This is a genomic window from Verrucomicrobiia bacterium, from assembly GCA_019634635.1.
Taxonomy (GTDB): Bacteria; Verrucomicrobiota; Verrucomicrobiia; order Limisphaerales; family UBA9464; genus UBA9464.
The window spans coordinates 20467-44955 of the sequence record JAHCBB010000032.1; the positions used below are offsets into that span (position 1 = coordinate 20467).

The 24489-nt window shown below is 66.3% G+C and carries 11 protein-coding genes; 5 read left to right on the top strand and 6 right to left on the bottom strand.

From position 1 onward, the window contains the following. Positions 1 to 13: 13 nt before the first annotated feature. Positions 14 to 1474 (bottom strand): serine/threonine protein phosphatase, encoded by a 1461-nt coding sequence (locus tag KF791_17030; protein ID MBX3734282.1) that lies wholly within the window; start codon positions 1472 to 1474, stop codon positions 14 to 16. Positions 1475 to 1590: 116 nt separating this feature from the next. Between KF791_17030 and KF791_17035 the strand changes: the two genes are divergently transcribed. The 3 genes from KF791_17035 to KF791_17045 all read left to right on the top strand — a co-directional run bounded on the left by KF791_17035 (position 1591) and on the right by KF791_17045 (position 9732). Further along, on the top strand, positions 1591 to 3978 hold the full coding sequence (locus KF791_17035; protein MBX3734283.1) for a DUF5110 domain-containing protein: 2388 nt from the start codon (positions 1591 to 1593) through the stop codon (positions 3976 to 3978). Next, a complete protein-coding gene (locus KF791_17040; protein MBX3734284.1) occupies positions 3975 to 6317 on the top strand; it encodes a dienelactone hydrolase family protein in 2343 nt (780 codons plus the stop codon). Before KF791_17035 ends, KF791_17040 begins: the two co-directional genes overlap by 4 nt. 325 nt (positions 6318 to 6642) lie before the next feature. Further along, a complete protein-coding gene (locus KF791_17045; protein MBX3734285.1) occupies positions 6643 to 9732 on the top strand; it encodes a PD40 domain-containing protein in 3090 nt (1029 codons plus the stop codon). A 268-nt stretch (positions 9733 to 10000) separates the two neighbouring features. On the opposite strand, the gene KF791_17050 is transcribed toward KF791_17045, so the two are convergent. Next, positions 10001 to 10918, bottom strand: a complete 918-nt coding sequence (locus KF791_17050; GenBank protein MBX3734286.1) for an ion transporter — start codon at positions 10916 to 10918, stop codon at positions 10001 to 10003. A 71-nt stretch (positions 10919 to 10989) separates the two neighbouring features. Between KF791_17050 and KF791_17055 the strand changes: the two genes are divergently transcribed. After that, positions 10990 to 15657, top strand: coding sequence for a ThuA domain-containing protein (locus KF791_17055; protein ID MBX3734287.1), 4668 nt, complete (start codon positions 10990 to 10992; stop codon positions 15655 to 15657). An 18-nt stretch (positions 15658 to 15675) separates the two neighbouring features. Here KF791_17055 and KF791_17060 read toward each other — a convergent pair whose 3' ends face one another. From KF791_17060 to KF791_17070, 3 genes are read right to left on the bottom strand one after another with little or no spacing between them, the layout of a single operon-like run. Further along, on the bottom strand, positions 15676 to 16719 hold the full coding sequence (locus KF791_17060; GenBank protein MBX3734288.1) for a DUF21 domain-containing protein: 1044 nt from the start codon (positions 16717 to 16719) through the stop codon (positions 15676 to 15678). Between the two features lie 35 nt (positions 16720 to 16754). Beyond that, the gene (locus tag KF791_17065; GenBank protein ID MBX3734289.1) at positions 16755 to 18203 is read right to left on the bottom strand and encodes a hypothetical protein; all 1449 of its coding nucleotides are present in this window, start codon (positions 18201 to 18203) and stop codon (positions 16755 to 16757) included. Further along, the gene (locus KF791_17070; protein MBX3734290.1) at positions 18200 to 19942 is read right to left on the bottom strand and encodes a hypothetical protein; all 1743 of its coding nucleotides are present in this window, start codon (positions 19940 to 19942) and stop codon (positions 18200 to 18202) included. Before KF791_17070 ends, KF791_17065 begins: the two co-directional genes overlap by 4 nt. Positions 19943 to 20132: 190 nt before the next feature. Between KF791_17070 and KF791_17075 the strand changes: the two genes are divergently transcribed. Beyond that, positions 20133 to 21185 carry a sugar phosphate isomerase/epimerase gene (locus KF791_17075; GenBank protein MBX3734291.1) on the top strand — a complete coding sequence of 351 codons (1053 nt, stop codon included), beginning with the start codon at positions 20133 to 20135 and terminating at the stop codon, positions 21183 to 21185. Positions 21186 to 21285: 100 nt separating this feature from the next. Here KF791_17075 and KF791_17080 read toward each other — a convergent pair whose 3' ends face one another. Continuing rightward, positions 21286 to 24318, bottom strand: a complete 3033-nt coding sequence (locus KF791_17080; protein ID MBX3734292.1) for a LamG domain-containing protein — start codon at positions 24316 to 24318, stop codon at positions 21286 to 21288. Between the last annotated feature and the right edge of the window lie 171 nt (positions 24319 to 24489).

A 24489-nucleotide genomic window follows, 5' to 3' on the forward strand; every position in this document is an offset into this window, starting at 1 on the left:
TTCCACCGGCCGGCTACCGGCGTTCCCCGTTTTGCGGCACCACGTCCACGGTTTCCACGTCCAGGCGCCAGTCTTCGAAGGCTCCGTCAAGATTCAGGACCGCAAACGTCGCGGTGCCGAACCCGCACCCCAGTCCGTACACGCTGTCGGGTGAGACATTCAGCGTCCAAACGGAATGCTCCGGAATGGACCGACGCGACCCCGACTCGAGTGCCGACGCCAGTGCCGCGGCCGTGGACTGGAGCGCCGGACCGGACCGTTCCTCCTGCCAGTGACGGTACAGTCCCCGGGAGGCCAGCAATCGGCGCATCATGGGATTCAGGGTGGCCGTGTGCTGATGGGCGCGGATCACCGCCCGAAGCCGGGGCCCATCACGGCTGGCATGGGACATCAGGGACGCCACCGCACGGGATCCGTAAACGTAGGCGCGGTCGGGGTTGCGCAGGAATGCCGGTTCGTCGGCGAACAGGGTGAAGTCATTCCACAGGAATCCCACCACGGACGGACTCGTGGGTGCCTCCGGAGTGAAGTCGAGGAACTCGCGGGCAGCCGTGGTGGCCGACGCCGGATCCAGATCCAGCCACGGAGGCTCCGACCGCAGGGCCGTCGCCTGCCGCAGGGGACCCAGCAGCCGGAAAGCGTGGTCGGGAGGGGCGGCCAGCAGGGGCCGGGGATCAAAGCCAGGTTCCATGCCGCCATGGCAGGCCTGGATGAAGTCGTTCCCGGTGCCGACATAGAGCACCACGGGCAGGAAGTCGTAGGCGCGGAGGATGGGATTGGGATCGAACGACCGCCCGTATTTCCATTCACCCTCGGCGAGGAATCCGTAGCGGCTGACCAGGTTGAGGTCTTCATGGTTTCCCCGAACCAGATGCACCGTTCCCGGATTGGCGTTCTTCAGACGCAACAGGGTGTAGATCACCTCGATCCCATACTGGCCACGATCGGTGTAGTCCCCCAGGAAGACCAGATGCCGCCCCGGGGCACTCACCCGGAACCCGTCCAGCCATCCGAGTTCCTGAAGGCGACGCAGCACCGCGAGCAGCGATCGGATGTCGCCGTGGAGATCGCCCATCAGGAAGACGCGATCCCCTGGCGCCAGGCTCAGTCGCTGGGCAAAGGGTTCGAAGGGAATCGGGTTTGGACCGAACCAGGAGCGTCCCACGTTGAAGAAGGTGTCACGGCGCGGAACGGATCCGACCCACGCCTTTGCGGAGGCCATGGGACCGTTGGTGGTTGCGGCAAAGAAGGCGTCGAGCGCCGCGTTGAGCGGCGCCATCGTGGACAGGGGCAATGCGGCCCGGGGCGGGCGCCGTTTGCCGAGCTCGCGATTCATGGGCAGTCGCAGGCACGCGGCCTCCCACTGCGCGAACGACAGCTCCGTGGGGGCATCCTCCGCAGCGAACGGATCGCCGGCCACCAGGACCAGCGCCAGCAGCCATCGCAGGAATTGAGGACCGAACGGGGCGGGCATCGCGGGGCATTGGACACCAACCAGCCGTGCGGGCGAGTCCGATCGCACGGGCCCGCCCATGACTTGCCGGCCTCCGGGCATCTCCCTACGGTCGCCGCGCCGTCCCCGCCATCGCCATGCCCAAAGCCCAAACCCCGACGCCCCTGGCCGGCCTGCTGCCCGTTGGGGAACACGCGGACTCCTTGTTGCTCAGGAGCCCGGAGGCCGTTCTCCAGGTCAGTGCCCTGGCCCCGGATCTGTTCAGGATTCGTGCCGTTCGGGGACGCCGATTTTCCAGGACCTGCTCCTGGGCTGTGCGGCCTTCGGAATGGCCGGCACCGGAAGTCCGCATTCGCAGGACGGGCACCTCAATGAGCCTCCAGACGCCTGCCGGAACCTTCAAATACCAGCAGAAGACCGGGGCGTGGGAGGTGTCGGATCCGACGGGAATCCGGGTGTTCACGGCGACCGCCGGTTGCACGGCATTCGCCGGGCGGGAGGCGCAGCTGACGCTTGAATTGGTGGACGGGGAATCCCTCTTCGGTCTCGGGGAAACCACCGGCACCTTCAACCGGCGCGGTTTGGCCCGTGATTTTTGGAACACCGATGTCCTGGGCCACGCCCCCGCCATTCATCCCGGGCTCCGCCAGCTCTATGTGTCCATTCCGTTTGCGGTGTCGTTGCGCGACGGCCGTGCCGCAGGGCTGTTTTGGGACAACCCGGCCCGCCAGTACTGGGACCTCGGGCAAAGCAATCCGCTCCGGTGGACCCTGCGCGCCGCCTCGGGCGAACTGGATCTGTACCTGTTCCTTGGTCCCGGGGTGCCGCAGGTCCTGCACCGCTACACGCAACTCACCGGGCGCATGCCCCTGCCCCCACGGTGGGCTTTGGGGTACCACCAATCCCGCTACAGCTATGAGTCGGCGGCGCGCGTCCGGGAGGTGGCCGGCGAATTTCGAAGGCGGCGGCTGCCGTGCGACGCGATCCACCTCGACATCCATCACATGGACGCCTTTCGCGTGTTCACCTTCGGCCGGTCGTTCGCCCGGCCGGCGACGCTGATGCGGGCGTTGTCCCGGCAGGGATTCCGGGTGGTGACGATCGTGGATCCCGGCGTGAAGCATGACCGGCGCTTCCCCGTGCTGCGGCGGGGCGCCGCAGCTGGAACCTTTGTGAAGGTGCCGGCAGGCAACCGGGATTTCCTGGGCCGGGTGTGGCCGGGAACGTCCCGCTTTCCCGACTTCCTCAACGAAACCACCCGACGTTGGTGGGGTGACGAGCAGGCCGCGCTCCAGCGCGTCGGCGTGGCGGGGTTCTGGAACGACATGAACGAGCCGGCGAATTTTGCGCGGCCGGACAAAACCCTCGACCCGCGCTGCCAGCACCGCACCGACGCCGGTCCGCGTCGCCATGCCGAAGTCCACAATGTTTACGGCATGGAGATGGCCAGGGCGTCGCAGGAAGGCGCCCGACGCCACCGTCCGGACGAACGACCGTTCATCATCTCGCGCGCCGGCTACGCCGGCATCCAGCGCCATGCCCTGGTCTGGACCGGCGACAACTCGTCACACTGGGATCACCTCAACGACGCCGTGCAAATGCTGCTCAACCTCTCGCTGAGCGGCGTCGCCTTCTGCGGCAGCGACGTGGGCGGCTTCCTCGACAACGCCACGCCGGAGCTGTTCGCGCGCTGGCTCCAGTTCGCCGCCTTCACCCCGTTCTTCCGCAGCCACACCAATCTGGGGACCGTGCCGCAGGAGCCCTGGGCGTTCGGCCCGGAGGTTGAGGAAATCTCCCGTCGCTATCTCCAGCTGCGCTACCAACTGCTGCCCCTGCTGGAGGGTCTGTTCGCGGAAGCCCACGCTTCGGGGGTGCCAATCATGCGGCCGCTGCTCTGGCACTACCCCAACGATCCGGTCGCCGTCGCCTGCGGCGACCAGTTCCTGCTGGGACGCGACCTCCTGGTGGCCCCGGTCCTCCGTCAGGGCGCCCGGGCGCGGTCGGTGTACCTGCCCAACGATCTCTGGTATGACTTTTGGACCGGCGAGGGATTCCAGGGAGGTCACCACGTGGTCGCCGAGGCGCCCCTGGAAGTCCTTCCGCTGTTTGTGCGGGCTGGCGGGATGGTGCCCATGACCCGCCCGGAACCCTGCATGCCGTCCCGCCTGGACCCGATGGTCTTCCTCCATTGCTGGCCTGGGGCCTCCGGGGAATGCACGTGGTACGAGGACGACGGATGTTCCAACAACTACGAAACCGGCGTGTGCCTGCGCCGACGCCTTCGCAGCCGGACCGCGGGGCGAAGCTTTCAGCTCGAATTCGGGGAATCCGAGGGGCCGTTCCCCACCGCGGTAACCACCTGGCGCCTGATCCTCCGGGGCGTGCAGCGCGCCGTGCGCTTCCGAATCAACGGACGGGAGGCCGGCGGCACGTGGATTCAGGACACCGATCTTTTCGTGGCGGACATTCCGAACCGGCCGGAACCCCTGACGGTGACGTTCACTTCCGTGAAACGTCCCCGATGAAGACCGAACCCTCCCGGCGATCAAAACCGTTGGGAGCGGATCGTGCTTTTGACCCGGGCGCTGTTTCCGGAGACCTTGGGCCGATGCGATGGCTTCTGGGTCTTTGTGCGATCGCCGGCACGGTGCTGGCCACTCCGGTGGATGAATTTCTCAATGCGGCCCGTGCGCGTCATGGCGACGCCGGAGTCCGGGCGGCCCAGTTCCTCGTGGACCACATGCCTCCGGGCGACCGGGAATCCCTTACGGCAGCGTTCCTCACCGAGAACCTGGACCTTGCATTCCAGGCGCGGCACGAGTTCCCGTGGGCCTCTACCGTCCCGGAGGACCTCTTTCTCAACGATGTGCTGCCCTACGCAGTCTTCAACGAACCACGGGACCCATGGCGTCCGCAGCTCATGGCTCTCACCCGCGAGCTGGTGCAGGGCTCAAAGACGGCCATCGAGGCGGCCCAGGCCTTGAATCGGCAGCTTTTTGACCGGATTCAGGTGCACTATCACACCGGTCGCAAACGTCCGCACCAGAGCCTGCGCGAGTCCATGGAACTCGGGAAGGCGACCTGCACCGGACTCTCCATCATCCTGGTGGAGGCGTGCCGTTCCGTGGGCATTCCCGCACGCGCCGTGGGCACGCCGCTCTGGGCCAACGGTCGCGGCAACCACACCTGGGTGGAAATCTGGTACGGCGACTGGCAGTTCACCGGCGCGGATGAATATGACGCGGCCGGATTGAACCGCGGCTGGTTTGTGGGCGATGCCGCCGAGGCGATTGCCGGCCAGCCACGCCACGCGATCTACGCCACGTCCTGGAAGCGGCAGGGCCTGACATTCCCCATGGTCTGGTCGCGTGGCAACGAGTCGGTCGCCGCGGTCAATGTCACGGAACGCTACGCCGCGTCCCGCCAGCCTCCGGCGCCGGCCGCCCGTCTTGGCGTACGCCTCTGGGACCGTCCGGGCGGGGAGCGGATCGCCGCAAAGGTGTGCGTTTTGGACGGTGTCCGCCGCAGCTGCGCACTGGATTCCACGCGATCCGGCACCGCAGATCTCAACGACATGCCGCGCTTTCATCTCCAGCCGGGAGACCAGGGCTGGCTGCGCTTCACGGTCGGAGAGGAGGCGCGCGAGATGCCGTTCGGTCCGCTACCGGAGGGGAACCCAACGGTGGATGCCATCTGGCCTGACCTCATGCCGGCCACCGCCGCTGTGGATGCGGCCCGCACCTGGCTGGAGCGTCCGGTGGGGTCCCGTCCCGCGAATGCGCCCGAGCTGGACCTGCCCCTGACGAAGGTCGAAGCGGAGCGGGTGACCTCTCTGGTGGCCACAGACCTCCTGAGCCGGCTGGCGGTGGAACGTCGGGAGGAGGTGGAGCAGCGGCGGTTCACCTTTGGGGATCAGACGCTGCGCTGGACGGAACACACCTTTGGCGACGCCCCCGCCGGCGGGCGCAGCCTTTGGATTTCCCTGCATGGGGGTGGCAACGCACCCCCCGAGGTGAACGACCGCCAGTGGCAAAATCAGGGTCGCCTCTATGAACCCGCCGAAGGCATCTATGTGGCGCCCCGGGCCCCGACCGACACCTGGAATCTCTGGCATGAGTCTCACATTGACCCGTTGTTTCAGAGGCTCATTGACAACTATGTCGCCGTACGCGGGGTGGATCCCAATCGCGTTTATCTCATGGGTTACTCGGCGGGTGGCGACGGGGTATGGCAACTCGCCCCCCGCATGGCCGACCGTTTTGCCGCGGCCGCGATGATGGCCGGCCATCCCAACGAGGCCTCGCTCCTGGGGCTCCGCAACCTGCCGTTTGCCCTCTTCATGGGCGCCGAGGACCGGGCCTACAACCGCAACCAGGTCGCCCGGGATCGCGCGGCGGAGCTCGACCGCCTCCAGCAGGAGGATCCGGCCGGGTATGTGCACCTGACCCGGATCTATGAGGGGCTTGGGCACTGGATGCAGAAAAGGGATGCCGAGGCGCTCCCCTGGATGGCGGCCCACCAGCGACAGCCCTGGCCGCGGCGCATTGTCTGGTTTCAGGACGACGTGGTGCACCGGCGTTTCTACTGGCTGCAGGTCGCCGCCGATGCCCCGGTGAGCGCCGGCCACAAGATCGTCGCCGTCTTGGACGGACAGACGGTGCGTCTGGAGGGGGATGTGCCGGACGGCATCCGCCTCCGGCTGTCGGACCGTTTGCTCGACCTTGATCAGCCGGTCCATGTCTGGATCAACGGACAGGAGCGGTTTTCAGGGACCGTGCCGCGCACGACGTCGGCGATCGTCGCCTCACTTGCCGAGCGGGCGGATACGGCCTCGGCGTCCACGGCCTCCCTCCCCCTGCCCTGACGCGGGCCCCCGGTGCGCACGGCCCATGGAGCACGGCGGCCCTCCGCCGTTTTCGGTGCAGGCCGACGTGCAACCGGCGAATCCTCGCTGAGGATTCAATGTTTCGGATCGGACCCATTCAGGCTCTCCACGATCATCGAGCCCGCGGATGCCTGTTAAATTCTCAACTGCAAATCTACAGTTGAAAACCAAAGGCTTCGTGACCATCTTCCAGGACGTGACCAAACTCCGATGCGGAATCCGCCGGGCGGTCCGCGCCCATCCGCCCACAAGGCGATCGCCGCTCCCGTCGGTCGCGGCCGCCTTCCTGGCCGGAATTGCTGGCGTGGCGCCGCTGATTGGTGGCGGGCTGGTACCCGTGACGCTGGGTCTTCAGCCGCGGGCCGGCCTGACGGCGCCCGACGGCGTGTCGGGGAGCCCGATCTTCGCCCGGGATGGGCGCTATGTGTTCTTCGTCAGCGATGCCCGGAATCTGGTGACCAACGCGCTTGAAAACTGGGGTTTGAACCTCTACCGGTGGGACCGGGAATCAAGGACAACGGAACTGGTAAGCACAGGAATGGGGTCGTATCCCCTGGGGACCACGGTGGCCTATTCCGTATCGGCGGATGGAGAGCGGGCGGTCTTTTCCGGCCAGGCAACGATCTTCATGGCGCCACCGGAGGGCAATATTTTCCTCCGGGACATCGCGGCTGGAACCACCACCCTCATTTCCAGGCGACATTGGGAGGCGGGACCTGTTCCTGCGGATGGCCCCTCATGGAACGCTTCGTTGTCGGCGGATGGCCTGAATGTCGTTTTCAACTCCCTGGCCACGGACCTGGTGGCCTGGAGCGGAAGCGGGAACCAATCCTTGGTGATCAGTTACGCCATCGAGACCGGTGATTCCCGGGCGCTTGCTGCGGACCCGTCGAGCGATTCTCCCGTGGAGCATCAGGTCAGCCGGGATGCGGAGGTCGTCGTCTTTCGGAACCCCGCGTCCCAATATTTCCCCGGAGGCAATGGGTGGACCTCCCTGATGGTCTGGCGTCGCCGCGATGCGACCTATACCCGGGTGGGATTGTCCGAGCCTCCCTCGGAAGAAATGAGCGCTGTGTGGCATCCGCTGGATTTCTCTCTGAGCGCGGATGGGCGCCGTCTGGCCTTCCACCTGGATTTCCGAGGAGGCCCCAACCGGCGCGGCATCTGGATTTACGACGTCGAAACGGCGACCGCAGAACGCATCTTGCCTGAACAGCCGTTGAGGCAATTTGACCAGATCGCATGGAGTGACGACGGGAGACGCCTCGTGGTCCTGGAGAGACGACCCGGAATCGAGTTCCAAAGCGAGGTCCACATCTGGACCGAGTTGTCAGGCGTCCGCCCCTTGTCCGGATGGATTGAGCCCCCGGCGTCGCCGCCTCCGGATCCGACATCCATCTCGCGCTGCGAACCCAGCCCTGACGGGCGCTTTCTGGTGTTCCGCACGGCAGAAGCGATCCCGGTGGCCGGGGCTCCCGGAGATGGGAGGCAAGCGTGCTACCTGAGGGAACTGGCAACGGGGAGCACACGGCGCCTGGCCGTGGAGCCAATGGGCGTTGAGCCCGCGTTTTCTGCGGATGGGCGGTGGCTCGCCTTCCAGTCCTCTGAACGTCGTGATTCCCTCGACGACAATGGGACCTCGGATGTGTTCATCCTGGAGCTTCCTGACGGGACTCCGGAACGGGTATCGGTGGGACTGGAATCGGGGTCGTTTGCGACCGGGGACGGGAACAGTTGGGTGGATGGGGGCCTCAGCGACGATGGACGGTGGATCGCGTTCAGCAGCCGGGCGAGCAACCTGGTGCCCAACGACGCCAATGGCCGGCAGGACGTGTTTGTCCATGACCGGCTCCTGCAAACCAACCTGCTGGTGAGCGTCAATCGGGAGGGATGGAGTGCGGCGACGGGCGCCCGCTGGGGGCGCCTCTCGGGGGATGGCCGGTCGGTCCTGTTCCTGAGCGATTCTCCCGATATTGTCCAGGGGGTCACCAACCGGTCTCCCAACGTTTTCCTCCGGGACCTTCCGACGGGAACGACCCGGCTGGTGTCGGTGGATCCGGTCAGCGCCGCCGCCATGGGATTGAAGCCGTTGAATGCGTGGGTTGCCGCGGACGGCCGCCGGGTCATGATGGAGTTCGACGCCGAGTTCCCGGGCCTTCCAAAGCTGTTGGTGTGGGATCGCGGGATTTCGGCGACCCGCGACGTGCTTCAGGGTCTTACCAACACCTTCGGCTTTCCGCGTGTTCATCATCCGGGATCCGCCCGCTTTGATCGCAATGCCACCGTCGTGGCGTTCAGCAGCGGCTTCGAGCAGGAGGGCATTGTGGAAATCAGGGACCTGGCTTCCGGATCCCTGACCCGGGTTCCGGTCCAAACCGACAGTCGCGTGGTGGACCTGTCGCCCGATGGACGTTGGCTCCTGACACGCTTCGGCCCCACCGAGAAGTATGATCCAGCCCGGGAGGTCTGGGAGAGCACGCCCATCACCTACGCGCTGTTCGACCGCATCCTTGGCCGTGCAATGCCGCTGGAAATCCCTTCGGTCCTGGCGACGTCCATCCCCCGGTTTGCCGGGGACAGCCATCATCTGCTCCTGGTAGGGCGGGAATTGCATGGGGGGAACACCGCCGCCGAACGCCAGATGTTTCTTTACTCCCTCGACCGGGGGACTGTCGTCCGTGCGGGCTCAGAACTTGGAGACGGCGCTCCGGCGTTCGATTTTTCCAAAGCACAACTGACCCCGGACATGCGCTGGATGATCTTCACGTCCATGGCAGCCGGCTCCGATGGACTGGATCTTAATGAGACCTCGGATGTGTTTGTCCATGACCGGTACTCGGGCGTGACCCGGCTGGTGTCGGCGGCGGCCGACGGACGGGCGGGCGACGGCCCCAGCGTTGGGGGGCGCCTCAGTGCCGACGGCCGCTTCTTCGCGCTCGCAACGTTTGCCGGAAATCTGCTTCCAGGCGATGACTCCAGGTATTCCGACGTGGCATGGAGCGCGGTCGAGCTCGTTGCCCCCGTGGATTCCGACCAGGATGGATTGCCCGACGTCTGGGAGCAGGACTACTTCGGTTCCCTGGCCGAGGATGCGGACGGTGACCCGGACGGCGACGGACATGGCAACCTTGAGGAATATCTTTCGCGGACCATTCCCTCCGACAGCAAATCAAGACTGGTCGTGGCCGGAACGCGGGTCATCGCCGGCCTGCTGGAGATTTCCTGGGAGGGACGCGCCGGAGTTTCCTACCAGGTCGAGCGCACCGAGTCCCTGGGTGCGGGGACCTTCTGGACACGGCTGGGGGAGCCGATTCCCGGTTACGAGGGTCTGGTGCACCAGGAAATCACCAGGACGGCGGCGTCCGCCTACTACCGGATCACGGCCACGCCCTGAATCCGGGGCGGAAACCGGGAAGTGCTCCTGGATGGCGCTTGATTCAGGCCTGATGGGAAGTACGTGGACCCCAGCCCCGGTTTCCGCGCACTTGCCGCGGGTGCCCCTGCGGCCGGCCCGTCGCCGTGAACGGGCTGCTGGAACCGGTGAACGTCACGGACCCCAATGCCGATGCGTACCTTGCGTTTGATCCGGCGCTGCCGGGACTTGGGAAGCCTGCTCCCGCCCGGGCGGTGGAACAATTCATCAATCCGCCTCCCGACGGCTGTCAACCGATCAGGGTCCCGCACTGCTGGCAGTGGCGCGCCCGGATGTCGTGGTCGTCCCAACCACACTCCCTGCAGGTCAGACGACGGCGCCGCGCGCGGGCCATCTCCCGCCCAAGCTCCGCGGTCACCACTCCGGTGGGAACGGCCAGGATGGCGAATCCGGTGAGCATGACGATCGAGGCCATCATTTTGCCCGGGACGGTGATCGGGGATACATCCCCGTAGCCCACCGTGGTGATGGTGACGATGGCCCAGTAGATCGCCTGGGGGATGTTGCTGAAGCCGGGGTTCGCATTGTGCTCGAGAAGGTACATTACGGTGCCCTCCACGCAGACCAGCATCATCACGCTGATCAGGAAGATCGAAATTTTTGCCCGGCTCGCCAGGATCGCATTGGTCAGCACGCCAGCCTCTCCGAGGTAATGCGCCATTTTGAGGATCCGGAACATCCGCAGCAGGCGCACGACACGGAGCACCATCAAATAGTGGGTGTCGGGGACGAACAGTTCGAGGTACGACGGCAGAAACGCCACGAGATCCACGATCCCGAAAAAGCTGCGCGCGTACCGCCACGGTCTGCGGACCACCCAAAGCCGCAGGAGGTATTCGACTGTGAAGGCGAAGGTGAAGGCCCACTCCGTGATCCAGAAAAAGCCCGGATGGGCCAGACGCAGTGCCTCGACGCTGTCCAGCACCACCACCAGGACGCTGAGGAAGATCACCACCAGCAGTGCCACGTCGAAGTTTCGTCCGGCGCTGGTGTCGGAAAGGAAGATGATCCGCCAGAGCCGCTCCCGTACAGGGCCGAACGCCGGCCCGGTCCCCGGAGGCTCGGCCGCAGGTTGGGGTTCGAAGCGGGATCCGGAATTCACGTCCGCAAGAATCTCACGACGGCCGGAATCCTTCCACCTCCGCATCCAGCCTCCCCCACGACATCCCGCCCGCCTTTCGATTGTCTTCGCGACCAGGCGCCGCCAGTCTCGTCGGTATGATCTTGCGGGCGCCCCTCTTCATCCTGGCCGCGGTGGCCATCTGGCTCCCGCCGGCCTCCCCAGCCGTGGCGGCGGCCCCGTTCACCCTCCATACCCGGTCGCAGGTCCGCGACACCGCCGACACCGACCAGTGGCGTGAAGTCCGGCAGACAGCGGCATGGGTTCCCGCTCGGACGGCCGTGGTCGTCTGCGACATGTGGGACCGGCATCACTGCCCAGATGCCACCGAACGGGTTGGCGAGATGGCCCCGCGGATGAATGAGGTCCTCTGCACCGCCCGGGACCTCGGCATCCTCATCATCCACTGCCCCAGCGACACGATGGCCTTTTACGAGGACCATCCCGGTCGCCAAATCGCCCGAGCGGCACCCAAAGTCGAGCCGGTGGTGCCCCTGCAGGGATGGTGCTCGATCCAGCCGGAACGCGAGCCGCCACTCCCCATTGATGACTCGGACGGCGGATGCGATGGCTGCCCGGAGTGTCCCGGATACGGGGCGTGGACACGCCAGCATCCGGCGCTGGAAATCCACGAGGGCGACGCGATCACCGATTCGCATGAAGCCTACCACCTGATGCGCCAGCGCGGCATCACCAACGTCATCGTGATGGGCGTCCACATCAACATGTGCGTGCTGGGTCGCCCCTTTGGAATCCGCCAGCTCGTTGCCCAGGGGCTGAACGTGGTCCTGATGCGGGATCTCACCGACTCAATGTACCATCACAGGATGCCGCCCCATGTCTCCCATTTCCGCGGCACGGAGCTCGTGGTCGAACATGTCGAGCGATACTGGTGCCCCACCATCACCAGCTCCGGGTTTCTCGGCGGAGAGCCGTTCCGATTTCGCGGAGATGTCCCGCGCCGGATCGTGATGGTCGTCGGGGAAAACGAGTACCGGACCTGGGAAACCCTGCCGGAGTTTGCGCGGACGGAGTTGGAATGGCGCGGTCTGCAGGTCTCTTGGGTCCTCGCCTCATCCCGGGAGGGAGACGGGGATTTCCAGGACGTGGAGCGAATCGAGGATGCCGATCTCCTGGTGGTCAGCGTGCGACGGCGTCCGATGCCCCGTCGGATGCGGGAGCTTCTCCAAGCGCATCTGGGCGCCGGAAAACCATTGGTGGGCCTGCGGACCTCGAGTCATGCCTTTGCCCCCGAAGGTTCGCCGGCAGCCGCCGATGCGGTCCGCTGGCCGGCGTTTGATGTCGAAGTCCTGGGTGCCCGGTACACCGGTCATCATGGAAACAAGCCCCCGGAGGCGCCGAACACGCTGGTGGCCGCGATGGCCGGTCATCTCCAGCACCCGGTGCTCACCGGAGTGCCCCAAGGCCCCTTCCCGGTGACCTCGCATCTCTACCAGTACACCGGGATCGCCCCGACCGTCACCGTGTTGCTCCAGGGGCGGATTGAGGGACGCGCGGTCACCGAGCCGGTGGCCTGGGTGAACGCGGCGGACGACCGGCGCGTGTTTTACACGTCCTTGGGGAATCCGGATGATTTTGAGCTGCCCGCGTTCCGCCGGCTCCTGCTAAACGGCATCCTGTGGTGCCTCCACGAGCCCGTGCCCCCCGCAAGCGCGGTCGTGGGTTTCCGGTCGTCTGCGGCGCCGCCAAATCCGGAAGTATCGCCGACGCCGCCCGGATCACCTGCCCGCCCGGCGGCACCACCGCCGCCCCCACCCCCCACAGATCTCCCGCAGGAAGCGGCCGGACCCGCCCTCGATCCGGCAGATTCCCTCCGGCAATTCCAGATCGCCGACGGGTTTCAGTGGGACCAGATTCTCGCCGAGCCGGAGATTGCCCAGCCGGTGTTTCTGAACTTCGACGAACGCGGCCGCCTGTGGGTCGTCGAATACCGCCAATATCCCCACCCCGCCGGCCTCACCATGGTCAGCCGCGACAGCGTATGGCGGGCGGTTTACGACCAGGTTCCGCCACCCCCGCCCCGCCATTTTCGAGGAGCGGACCGGATCAGCATCCATGAGGACACCAATGGGGACGGTCGTTTTGACCATCATCGCGTGTTCGTGGACGGGCTCAACATCGTCACCTCAGTCGAACGCGGCCGTGGAGGGGTGTGGGTCCTCAATCCGCCGTACCTGCTCTTCTATCCGGATGCCGACGGCGACGACGTGCCGGATGGGGACCCGGAGGTTCGCTTGGCGGGTTTCGGCCTGGAGGACACCCACAGCGTGGCCAATTCGCTGAGGTGGGGTCCGGACGGCTGGCTGTACGGGGCGCAGGGCAGCACGGTCACCGCACACATCCAGGTGATGGGGGCCGACGGCAAACCCCGGAACGAGACCCCGATCTTTTCGCAGGGACAAAACATCTGGCGGTATCATCCGGAGCGCCGGGTGTATGAGGTCTTCGCCGAAGGGGGTGGCAATGCGTTCGGATGCGAACTGGACGACCAGGGGCGGGTCTTTTCCGGCCACAATGGTGGAGACACCCGTGGCTTCCACTATCAGCAGGGAGCCTACCTCCAGAAGGGATTTGAGAAGCACGGTCCCCTCTCCAACCCCCACGCCTTCGGCTACTTCCCCGCGATGCCGCACGGCAGCGTGCCCCGCTTCACCCACAACTTTGTCATCTACGGGCATGGCGCCTTGGAACCGGAGCACACCGGACGTCTCTTTGGCGTCGAGCCGCTCCAGGGACGGATCGTCGAGGCATCGCTCGAGCCGGACGGATCCTCCTTCCGCACACGCGACCTGTCGCATCCCGTGACCAGCACCGACCGCTGGTTTCGTCCGGTGGACATCAAGGCGGGCCCGGACGGCGCTCTCTATGTCTGCGACTGGTACGACCAGCAGGTGAATCACTACCGCAACCACGAAGGTCACCTGGATGCCTCCAACGGGCGCATCTACCGGCTGGGCTTGCGGGGTCGTCCGTCGGTGCTCCCGGCCGATCTGTCACGCCTCGGATCTGAGGCGCTGGTCGGGAAGCTCTCCGATCCAAACCGCTGGGTGCGTCAGACGGCCCTGCGCCTGCTCGGTGACCGAGGCGATGCGTCCGTGATTCCCCAATTGCGTGACGCCCTGACCCGAGCCCGTGGACAGCTCGCCCTTGAAGTTCTCTGGGCGCTTTCCCTCTGCGGCGGGCTGACGGAGGCGGACGCACTCCGGGCCCTGGAGCATCCCGAACCTCAGGTCCGACTCTGGACCGTCCGGTTGCTCGGGGACGAACGCCGGGTGTCACCGCCGGTGGGGGTGCGTCTCGTGGCGATGGCCGCCGGCGAACCAGACCTCGAAGGACGCAATCAGCTGGCCGCAACCGCACGACGCCTGCCCGCGCCGGTAGCCCTTGGAATGATCCGCGGCCTGTCCGCTCACGCCGCAGACAGCCGCGACAACCGCCAGCCCCTGTTGGTCTGGTGGGCGATGGAAGCGCAGTGCGGCGATCGTCCGGAGGACGTGATTCGCCTTTTCGAAGATGCCTCGTTCTGGGACCTGCCCCTGGTGTCCGAGCATCTGGTGGAACGTGTCGGGCGGCGATTTGCGTCGTCCGGCACACAGCAGGATCTCCTCCATTGCGCCCGAGTGCTGGATCAGGCGCCCTCCAAAGCACATGCCCGGCAATTCATGCGGGGTATCGAGGCCGGGTTCCGGGGCCGGCTGCTCTCCGGATTGCCCGAGGAGCTCGCGACATCCATGGACCGCCAGGGAGTCGCCTCGACCGCGCTGTCGGTGAGGCGTCACGATCCGCGCGCAATCCGTCGGGCCCTCGCGGTCGTTGCCGACGAAACCGCACCTCGCAACGAACGCCTGGAATTCCTGGGGGTCATGAGCGAAGTCCGGGTTCCCGGCGCCGTGCCCGCGCTGTTGCAAGCCTGGCGGGGCACGTACCGGGACGACGAATTCCGCCGCGCCGTGCTCGGCGCCCTCCAGCCTTACGACGATCCGGCCATTCCCGATGCGATCCTTGAGCTGTACACCGCCCTGGGACGGGACTCCCTGCCCACGGCACAGACCCTTCTGGCCAGCCGTCCCGAGTGGAGCCTCCGCCTGGCACGGGCCATCCTGCGCGAATCTTCGGGATGGCGTGGTCCCACCATCCAGGCCGGGACCATCCCCCCGGCTATCATCCACCGGATGAAGCAGTATCAGGATGCCGACCTGCAGGGACTGCTGGCCACCCTCTGGCCCAACACTGCACAACCCACGACGACCGCCATGGAGGAGGAGATCCGGACGCGGGCAGCGAGGATCCGGTCCGGAACCGGGGATCCGCACGACGGACGCACGCAGTACCGGAAACTTTGTGGGAGTTGCCACCGGCTTTTCGGCGAAGGAGGCGATGTCGGCCCGGACCTGACCACGCACGACCGGACCGATCTGGATTCACTGTTGCTGGCGATCGTCAATCCGGGCGCGGAGATCCGGGAGGGATTCGAGAACTACACGGTGGAAACCCGCGACGGGCGGGTGCTGTCCGGATTCCTCGCCGAACAGAATGATCGCATCGTCGTGGTCCGGGAACTGGACAACCGCAACATGGTGCTCTCCCGCGAGGAGATCGCATCCTTGCAACCCGCAGTCCAGTCTCTGATGCCGGAGGGACTGCTCAACGACCTCGACGACCAGCAGGTCCGGGACCTCTTCGCGTACCTTCGCAGCACACAACCGCTGGTGGGCGAAAGCCCGCGCCGGGCGTCCGGCAGGTGAAGCAACGCCAGATGCCGGTCACGCCACACCGGACGCCGTTTCGACCGGCCCCCCGCGGGCGATGCGCCGGAGGAGGCGTCCGAGGAGATCCGAGCCGGTGATGATGCGCCGCTCTGCCGGGGTCCACACCAGGATCAGGTCCCGATCAATGACATCGTCACCCGGCCCCTCCTGCTCGACGGTCAGCCGCTGCAGCAGGCGTCCAAGCGGTTGGTGAACATCCCTTACGATCAGCGGATGGTGGCAGTGGACGTGCGGATCCCAAGTATCGGGGTCGAACAGGGCGGCCCGGAGCAGCTTCGGGGCATCGGCAACCGCGCGCGGCTCGCCGGTCTCGTCGGTCAGGATCACCCACTTGCGTCCCGAGGCCGCCACCTCCCGAAGGAACGGGTCGTCGGGCGAGGACCGGATGCGGGGAAACACAGGACGTCCATTCTGAAAGGGCACCTGCAGCACGCTCCGCGGGTCGAGCGGTTCCCCTTCCTGTCCGGCAGGCAGATCATCCAGCGCCAGAAAGTTGATGGCTCCAACGGCTTCGACAGCGCCAATCTCGGATCCCTGACGCCGGGCGTGGTGCTCCAGCAATTGGCGGAGTTCCTGTTCGCGAAACCAGGGCACGCCTTCGGGCCCGACCCAGGCATCGAGCAGGCGTCCGGTCGTCCATGCCACGGGCCACAGGAGGACCTGATAGAACCGCAACACCGGAGCCAGCAGTGAGGCGACCCGGAGCGCGTGGCGGGAGAAATACGCCTGGGGCAGGATCTCCCCGGCCACGGTGATCAACACGGTGGAGAACAGGAACGCCGTGACCCCGGCCAGCACGGAATCCGCGAGCAGGGTCAACAGGACGTTGGTCCCGACGTTCCCCCAAAGGATGGTGGCCAGGGCGAAATTGGCGTTCTGACGCAATTCCAGCACGCGACGGGCGACGCGATCCCCCGCGGCAGCCGCGGCTTCCAGCCGCAGCCGGCTCAGACTGAACAAGGCCAGATTGAGCCCCGAAAACACCGCCGATTGAGTGAGGCACCCTGCAATCCCGAGCCAGACCAGCAGCTGCTGCATGCGGGGCGGGGTTCAGCCAGAACAGCCCGGCAGGGTCACTGCAGCGGTGCCGGCAGGCGGTTCACCTGGGTCCGGAACATCTCCAGCTTGCGTCCCATGGCCTCGCGGGACAGTCCCGGCTCGAACACGCCGCCCGGGGCGGCCTGCAGCCCCTTCATCACCACGCAGTAGTCACTGTTGACCATCACGCCGAGCAGTTCGCCGGTCTTGCTGAGCACCAGATCGCCGGCGGTGGGCGAAAACTCGCCAAACACACCGCTGAAAAGCCGGTTCTTCATGCGCACATAGTCCGGCGTGCGCGGATCGAGCTTGAATTCCACTTCCCCATAGCGCCGGCCACCCCGGCTGAACAGGACCGCCTCCGGGAATTTGAAAGGGTCCCTGGCCAGCGGATAACTGCGAATCCCGGACGTTTCGACGGCCTCGGCATCCACCGGGACGCCGATGATCCGCGGATCGCTTGAAGTGAGGAACGGCCGGCCGGATGGCAGGACGCTCCCTTCGCGCGCCACGCGCGCCGTGAGATCCGACAGTCCGAATCCGGGAACGGTCAGGCTGAACGGCGACTCGGCCACATGGATGAGCGCAACGACATCGGTGCCATCGGTCACCAGCAGCGCCGCGGCGTCCTTTTCCCGGGGCGTGGACCCGAGGATCCCCGCGCCCACGCCGGCGATGGTCACGGTGACCTGGTTGGTCAGGAAGCCCGAGAAGAGCTGGTTGGCGTTGATTGGGGTGCTCTCCCGGAACTCCTGTTGGAAGGCCTCCGAGGTCCGGGCCAGCTGCGACACCCCTCGCGCCAGCACGGTCGTCTGCTCCTGGAGCCGGACCTTTTCCTCCTGGACCTGCTGCACCTGGCCGCGCAGGTCGGTGACGCTTTCCCGGAGCAGTGATTTCTCGGCTTCGGCGACCTTGACGGCCGAGCTCAGGCTGGCGACCTGCTGTTCCGCCTCCTGCCGGGCGGCCGCAAGTGCCGCGGCCTGCTCCCGCTGCCGCTCCAGTTCCTCGGCCAGGCGCCGGCGTTCGGCCTCGGCGGCCTGCACGGACTCGGCGAGCGCCTCCCGGTTGCGCGAGACCTCGTTGAGCCGGACCTGGGCTTGTTCGAGCTGTTCGCGCGCCAGCGTTTCCTGCCGGGCGCGGGCGGCCAGCTCCTCATCCAGTTGCGTGGCCTTTTCCCGGGTCTGTGACAGCGTGGATTCAAGCTGTTTCCGCGTTTCCTCCAGCTGCGCCAGCGAGGCCTCCCGCGCGGTCACCTCGGAACTCATGGAACGTCTCAGCTGCTCCCGCTGCGCCTGTTCATCGGCCAGCGCCTCGCGCAGGGTGGCCACCAAGTCCTCTCGCGCCCCGGCCCCCGGGGTCGCCGCCGCCTGCGGCACCGCCGGGGTGGGTCCGCGCACCCCCGGCTCGACCTTGTCCCAACGCGTCAGCGCCAGGAGGTTCAGCAACAGGAAGTCGCAGAGGATGAGCAGCAGGGTCCGGTTCATCGAAACGTGAACGGATTCGAGGCCGCCACTGGAGCCGGGGCCACCGCGGGACCGGCCGCCACCGGCGCGACGGATGACGGGATCTCGGCCTGGGTTTCGAGGATCAGCAGCCGCCGCGCTTTGCGCACGTGGCCGATCTTGACCACGGCCACGCAGACGATGCCCATGAGGTTGGAAGAGTAGGCGGCCAAAAGGTTGGCCTCCACCAACTGGAGGACCTGCATCACGAGCGCCGCCGCCGTGCCGCCGATGCCCACGTACAGGCCGGTATCGAAGAGGTTCTCCTCGTTCTCCAGCAGCCTCAGCCGGATCGCCGCCGGCTCGGGCCGCCGGCAGATCTCACCGACCTTTCTCAGGCAGATGACGTACACCGTCATCTGGATGGCGGCGAAAACCACCAGGGTGGCTAGTGTGGTTGGCTCCATGAAGTTCCTTTTGGTAGGGGATGAATCCTTGACGGGACCCGCTCCCGTCAAGGAGCGGAGTTCAATAAAGATTTTGGACGCCGGAGGCGGCGCGGGGCGGCCGGGCATCGGCTCGCTGGCCAGGATCAGGAATCCGCCCAGCACCAGGGCGACCACGGAGGCCCAGGCCCACGAGGCGAGATCCACCGCCGGTCGCGGCAGGCCGGCCCGGGCGAGGGCGGCGAGGCCCAGGGCCGCGAGGAATGCCGAGGCCACGAAGAGGGACGAGCGGGCGAGCAGCCAGGACTCCGGGGCGCGCTGAACCTCCCGCGCCAGCGCGGTCGGCGACGGAAGCCCCCGGCGCACCGGGCGTGCATCCCGGGCCAGCATCCGTATCGCGCCGGCACCGGCACCCAGGGCGTCCCCGACCGACCGCCGTCCGTCGCCGCCAAACGCCATCCACTGGTGCCCGACCCCGGCGGGCTCTCCCGACATCAGGGCCGAGGCATACAACACCGGCAGCTCATCCGGCGACGCCCGGACGGCAGCCGCGAATCGTTCGAAATCGGCGAGGGATGGCACCTTGCGGACCAGTTCCGCCAGGGACGTCCAGTCCAGCCGTCGCGCCAGCGACAGCATCCCAAGGTAAAATTCCTCCAGCCGCCTCCGGGATTCCGCATCGTCTGGCGCGGCGGAGGCCAGCTCCCGCAATTCCAATACCAGGGACGCGTGGAAGCGCTCGCGCTCGTACAATGTGGAAGCGATCAGCACGACCGCCTCGAACGGCTGGCCCCCGGGTTGGCCCGCGGGCACAAACTGCTCCACCGGCAGCTCCAGCGTCTTCAGCAGCACCTGCACCCCTGGCGACCGTGAGGCCAGCAGCCCGTTTCGGACACTGACGCGACGGCTGGCCGGCAGGAACAGCTCCAAGGCCGTCGGTCCTTGCTCCCCGACCCCGTTCCCAAACGACGGCAGCAATGCCGCCACCGTCGGATCCGGACCGCCCAGGGCGCGGACCTCGGGCGCCACGGGCCGAAGGACCATCGCCGCCTCCAGGGCGTCCGCAGCCTCGTTGGTGCCCGGTAACCCCAGGGCCACGGCCGCCTCCAGAAGTCTCAGGGACAAGCCGCTCCGCTGCTGATTGGCCGCCAGAACCGCCAGATCCACGACCCCCGGCGTCCCCTGCCCCGCAATGCGAACCACCGCGGGATGCAGGGAGCGCCAGCGGGCCGGGATCCACCACGCGACGACCGCCATGACGATCGCAAACCCGATGAGGACCCAGCCGGTGACGGCGGATCGGTCGTGAGGCGATGTGCTGGCGGCGAATTGCACCTGGGAACCGGGTGGGCGTCCATCGTGCGACGAACCACCCCAAAATTCACGCAGGAATCTCAAATCCGTTTGCGGAGGAAATTCCCGCGGAACCGACGGCACGGCAGTCTCGATTATTCTGCCGGTTTCCCCGCATCCTCAGCCGGCGTTGGGGATTGAAGATTCCAGCCGGCCCTGCGATCACCCAGTGATGAATCGCCCCGAGTCGCTCTTTCCCCGCCCCGATGCCGCCTCCGAACTGCTGCTGTCCCGCAGGAACCTGCTGAAGTCCACAGCAGCCCTCACGGCGGCCGGCCTTGCACCATCGGTGGCCGCCGGGGCGGAGGCTCCCGCCCCGGATCCCCGACGCGCCTCTCCCCGCCGCTTCGAGGTCAAGAAGTCCATCAATCTTTGGGCCTTCCCCTACCCGGATCGGATGACGCTCACCGAGTGCCTCCAACTGGCCAAAGATGCCGGATTCGAGGGCATCGAGCTGAATTACGACCTGGACAACGACCTTTCACCCAAATCGGGCACCCGCGACTTCCAGGCCATCCGCCGCGAGGCGGACCGGATCGGCATCGAGATCAGCGGGCTCTGCTCCTTCCTCTTCTGGCCCTATCCACTCACCAGCAACGATCCGGCGAAACGCGCCCGCGGACTGGAGCTCGCCGGGCGGATTGCACAGGCGGCGCACGACCTCGGCGTGCGCAATGTGCTCGTCGTGCCCGGGGCCGTGCACATCCCCTGGCGTACCGACCACGAACCCGTGCCGAACGATGTGTGCGATGCCCGGGCCCGGGAGGCCGTCCAATCCCTCGAACGTCAGGCCGCGAAACTCGACGTGTGCCTGAACATCGAGAACATCTTCTTCAACGGCTATCTCATGACGCCGATGGAGATGAACGCCTTCGTGGACCCGTTCCAGAGCGAGCATGTCCGCGTCCATTTCGACACGGGCAACATCTCCATGTTCCAGTTCCCGGAGCACTGGATCCCAATCCTGGGTCCGCGAATCCAGAACATCCATTTCAAGGAGTTCACCAGGAAGGGTACGGACTATTCCCTCGAAACGTTCCGTCCTCTGCTGGATGGCACCACCAACTGGCCCGCGGTGATGGAGGCGCTCGCCGCCATCACCTATCAGGGGTACGTGACCTTCGAGTACTTCCATCCGTACACCCATTACCCGGAGGCCCTGATCTATCAGACCAGCGATTCCCTTGACCGGATCCTGGGACGTCCCGTCGGACGCCGGGCCTGACCGGCCGGCCTCCGCAAAAAGGAACCGGGCGCCGCAGTGGGCCCTGAAGCCCCCCACGACGCCCGGCTGAAGCCCGGCGTTCCGACGGAACGCGGTTGATTTACTGGACGACCTGATACAACGCGGCGTCGGCCTCTGTCGGCGCCGTGAACGTCCGTTCAGTGGTGGTGGCCACCGTGGTCCAGGTGGCATCCGTCAGGGACGCCTTGCGCTGCACCTCGAACGGTCCGGTCCCGCCAGTCCAGGTGAGGGTGAACTGCCCGTTGGCAACCGCAGCCGTCGCTTCCAGATTCGTCGGAATCGGCGGGTTGATCACAGTCGTGTTGATGGGAATGCCCGCAGCTTCAGGCACCCCCAGGGCGGCAATCTCGGCGTCGGTCATCTTGTAGTTCCGGATCTGGACGCTGTGGACGTAAACGAGCTGGGACTCCCCATCTTCATCTGCAAACAGCAGGAGCCGGTCCCGCAGCGCATGCCGCTGGTCGAGGTTTGCAGTTCCCCGGAGCTGGTCCTGGAACTTCTTTCCATCAATGAACTTCGACAGCACTGCCTCGAAGAAGTCATTGTCGTTGGTCATGTCCACGGCGAACGCCACCCGATGCCACTGGCCGCGCTGGATGTAGGTCTCGAAATCCTCGGTGTTGGTGTACTGACCACCAATGCCAATGCCGCCATCGTTCGGGGCGCCGCTGCCGAGCCGGTCGGCGAAGTTCGCAAACAGTTCGCCGTCGTTGGTGTTGTCCAGATTGTCAATCTGGCAGAATGAGAACCACGACCCCGCCCCGTTCTCCGGGAAGTGCAGGTCGAGGATGAGGGTCCACAGGTTGACGAGGCGCCCCTCGCCGTTGGGCGCGGCGTTGTGTCGCATCGTGAAGTAGATGTTCTGAGCGGCGGCGCCGGTGAACCGCAGCACCGGAACGTCCTGACCGCCGATGCCCGGGATGCCAAAGCTGGAGGCGGTGCCAAACTGGGTCGCCGCCTGCGCCGCAGGACTCGGGTACTCAAGCGCGTACCCGACCGTCGGCGCGAGGGTGCCCTCCGCGAAGTCCCAATGGCCCGTGATGGCGGGCGGCTGGGTCGGCGGACGGGTGGTGAAGGTCCATGTCTGGGTCTTCGTGGTGGTGCCATCGCCGTAGGTCACCGTGGCGCTGACCTGGCTGTCCGAGGGCAGCAGCGGCGAGGGGGTGTAGGCAACCGTCGTGATCTCGCCGGAGCGGGTCACCGTGGGGGTCACTGCGTTCCCGGCAACCTGGAGCTGGATCGAGCCGCCGATGATCTGGGCCGCGCCATCCACCAGGGTCAAGGTGATCGGGTCGTCCTCACGGATGCCGGTGGCGCCCGGCGCGGGCGACACGGAGCGGGTGAACGGCAGGCTCGGTGCGCCAGTCGAGGTCTGGAAGGCCTTGAGAGCCCTGGCGTCCACCGGATCATTCACCAGGATCTTGACCCCGGTCTCGGGATCCACGGAGAAGAACTCGCAATCGGCACCGCCGCCGCCTTCGAAATGAATCAGGCGGAAGGGATACAGGCCACCAGCCGTCACCACGAGGTCCAGCAGGGTGTCGGCCGAGCCGCGACCCCCGTCGAAGCTGCCCAGGACGAGGCCGTCCAACACGTCCTGCGGCGGGGCACCCGTGCGCAGTGAGAAGCCGTCGTCCGAGTTGACCCCCAGCCGGTAAAAGCCCGGAGCCAGCTCCAGCCAGGTCAGCGCCTCGGTGGAGAAGGAATTGATGTCTCCCGCCTCCAGTCCGGGGAATGGCGCGTCATCGGGGAAGTTGCCGGCGTTGTTTCCGGACTCCTGAAAGTTGATCACCGGCACCTGAAAGTACCCGTTAACGGGGCCAACCGCCGCGTCGTTCATGAATGGCTCGCCCGTGTTGGGATCAATCAGGGTTCCCGCAAGCTGCGCCTCGGCACGCGCAATCGTGGTTTCGAGGTTGGGCGAGGCGAAGGAGGCCCAGACGGTCCGATAGAGGAACCCAGGCTCACCCCGGGTTTCGAGCGGCCGCGCGAGATCGGCGGGAACGGCGGCGTAGCTGGCCACCGTGAAACTCCACTCCTGGATGACGTCGGCGCCTGCCGCATCCTTTGCCTCGATGCGCACCGCCTGCACGGATCCCGCCGGCAGAATGCCGGGAACCGCGTAGCGCACGCTGGTGGTGGCCCCCGACTGGCTCACCTCGGCCGATACCACGTCGCCGTTGAGCAGCATCCGGACGCTGCCCACGTCAACAGCGGAACCGCCGGCCTGGATTTCTCCACGGATCACGGGGAGCGCCGGAGCACTGGCCGTTCCCGGACTGGGCGAGAGATTCTTGAAAAACGCGCCGGCGGAGGCCGTGTCGGCGAGATTGAAGCCCTGCAGGCCGGCACCATAGATTTCCGCCACATCGGCGGTGCTCAGCGCGCGGCGCCAGACGCCGACGTCGTCCATCTGGATGTCCTTGAACCGGGCACCCAGATCATTGTCGAAGCCGTACCGGCCGGTGCCGTCGTTGCCCAGGTTGTACTCCAGAAAGCTGTCAATGTCCCCGGTATCCACGATCGGAATCGTGCTCAACGGGATGCCGTCGAGATAGAACGTCGCATCCCCCGCGCGGTCATGGGCGACAACGATATGGTGCCACGCCCCGTCGGCGATCACGGCGAGGTTGGGGGTGTCGAGTCGGCCTGTATCGCTGGCCTTCCAGTTCCACTTCCAGCCGCCATTACCCTGGGCGGCGATGATCCATCCGGCATTGCCGCCCGAGGCCCAGCTCTTATTGGAGATGAACGAGGGGTCACTCGTCCAGGCTCCCGGCTCGCCCCTGACCCAGAACGCCACGGAGAAGTTCACGTCCGCGCCAAACTGGAGGTCCTCCGGCGCCCCGAGGGTCACATGCTGGCCTTCGAGGAGGCGCACGGCGTGGGACCCGATCGCCGCCTCGGCGACGAAACCGGGCAGATCGCCGCCGATTTCCGGCTGCACCACCGGCGTGCCGTTATTCCCGCGACCGGTGGCATCGGAGAATGCGTTGTCGAAGGGAAGATGGACGACCAGGTCGTCCGTGACCGCGGCGCGGGCCGCTGGAATCAAGCCGGCGGCAGCCGTCATCAGCGCCACCGCCAGATTTCTGCGTGGGGATTTTGTCATTGTGAATTTCAATTGATGTTCTGTTCAGCAAGCGACCTTCGTCATTGAAGACCCGCCCCCGGCGCGCGCCCCTTCCCCCGTTTGGGGGACGGTGATACGCCGGAACAGTTCTATTTAGCAGACTCGAGGTCAGGGCTCCAAACCGGAAAAAAAACAAAACGGTTACGGTGG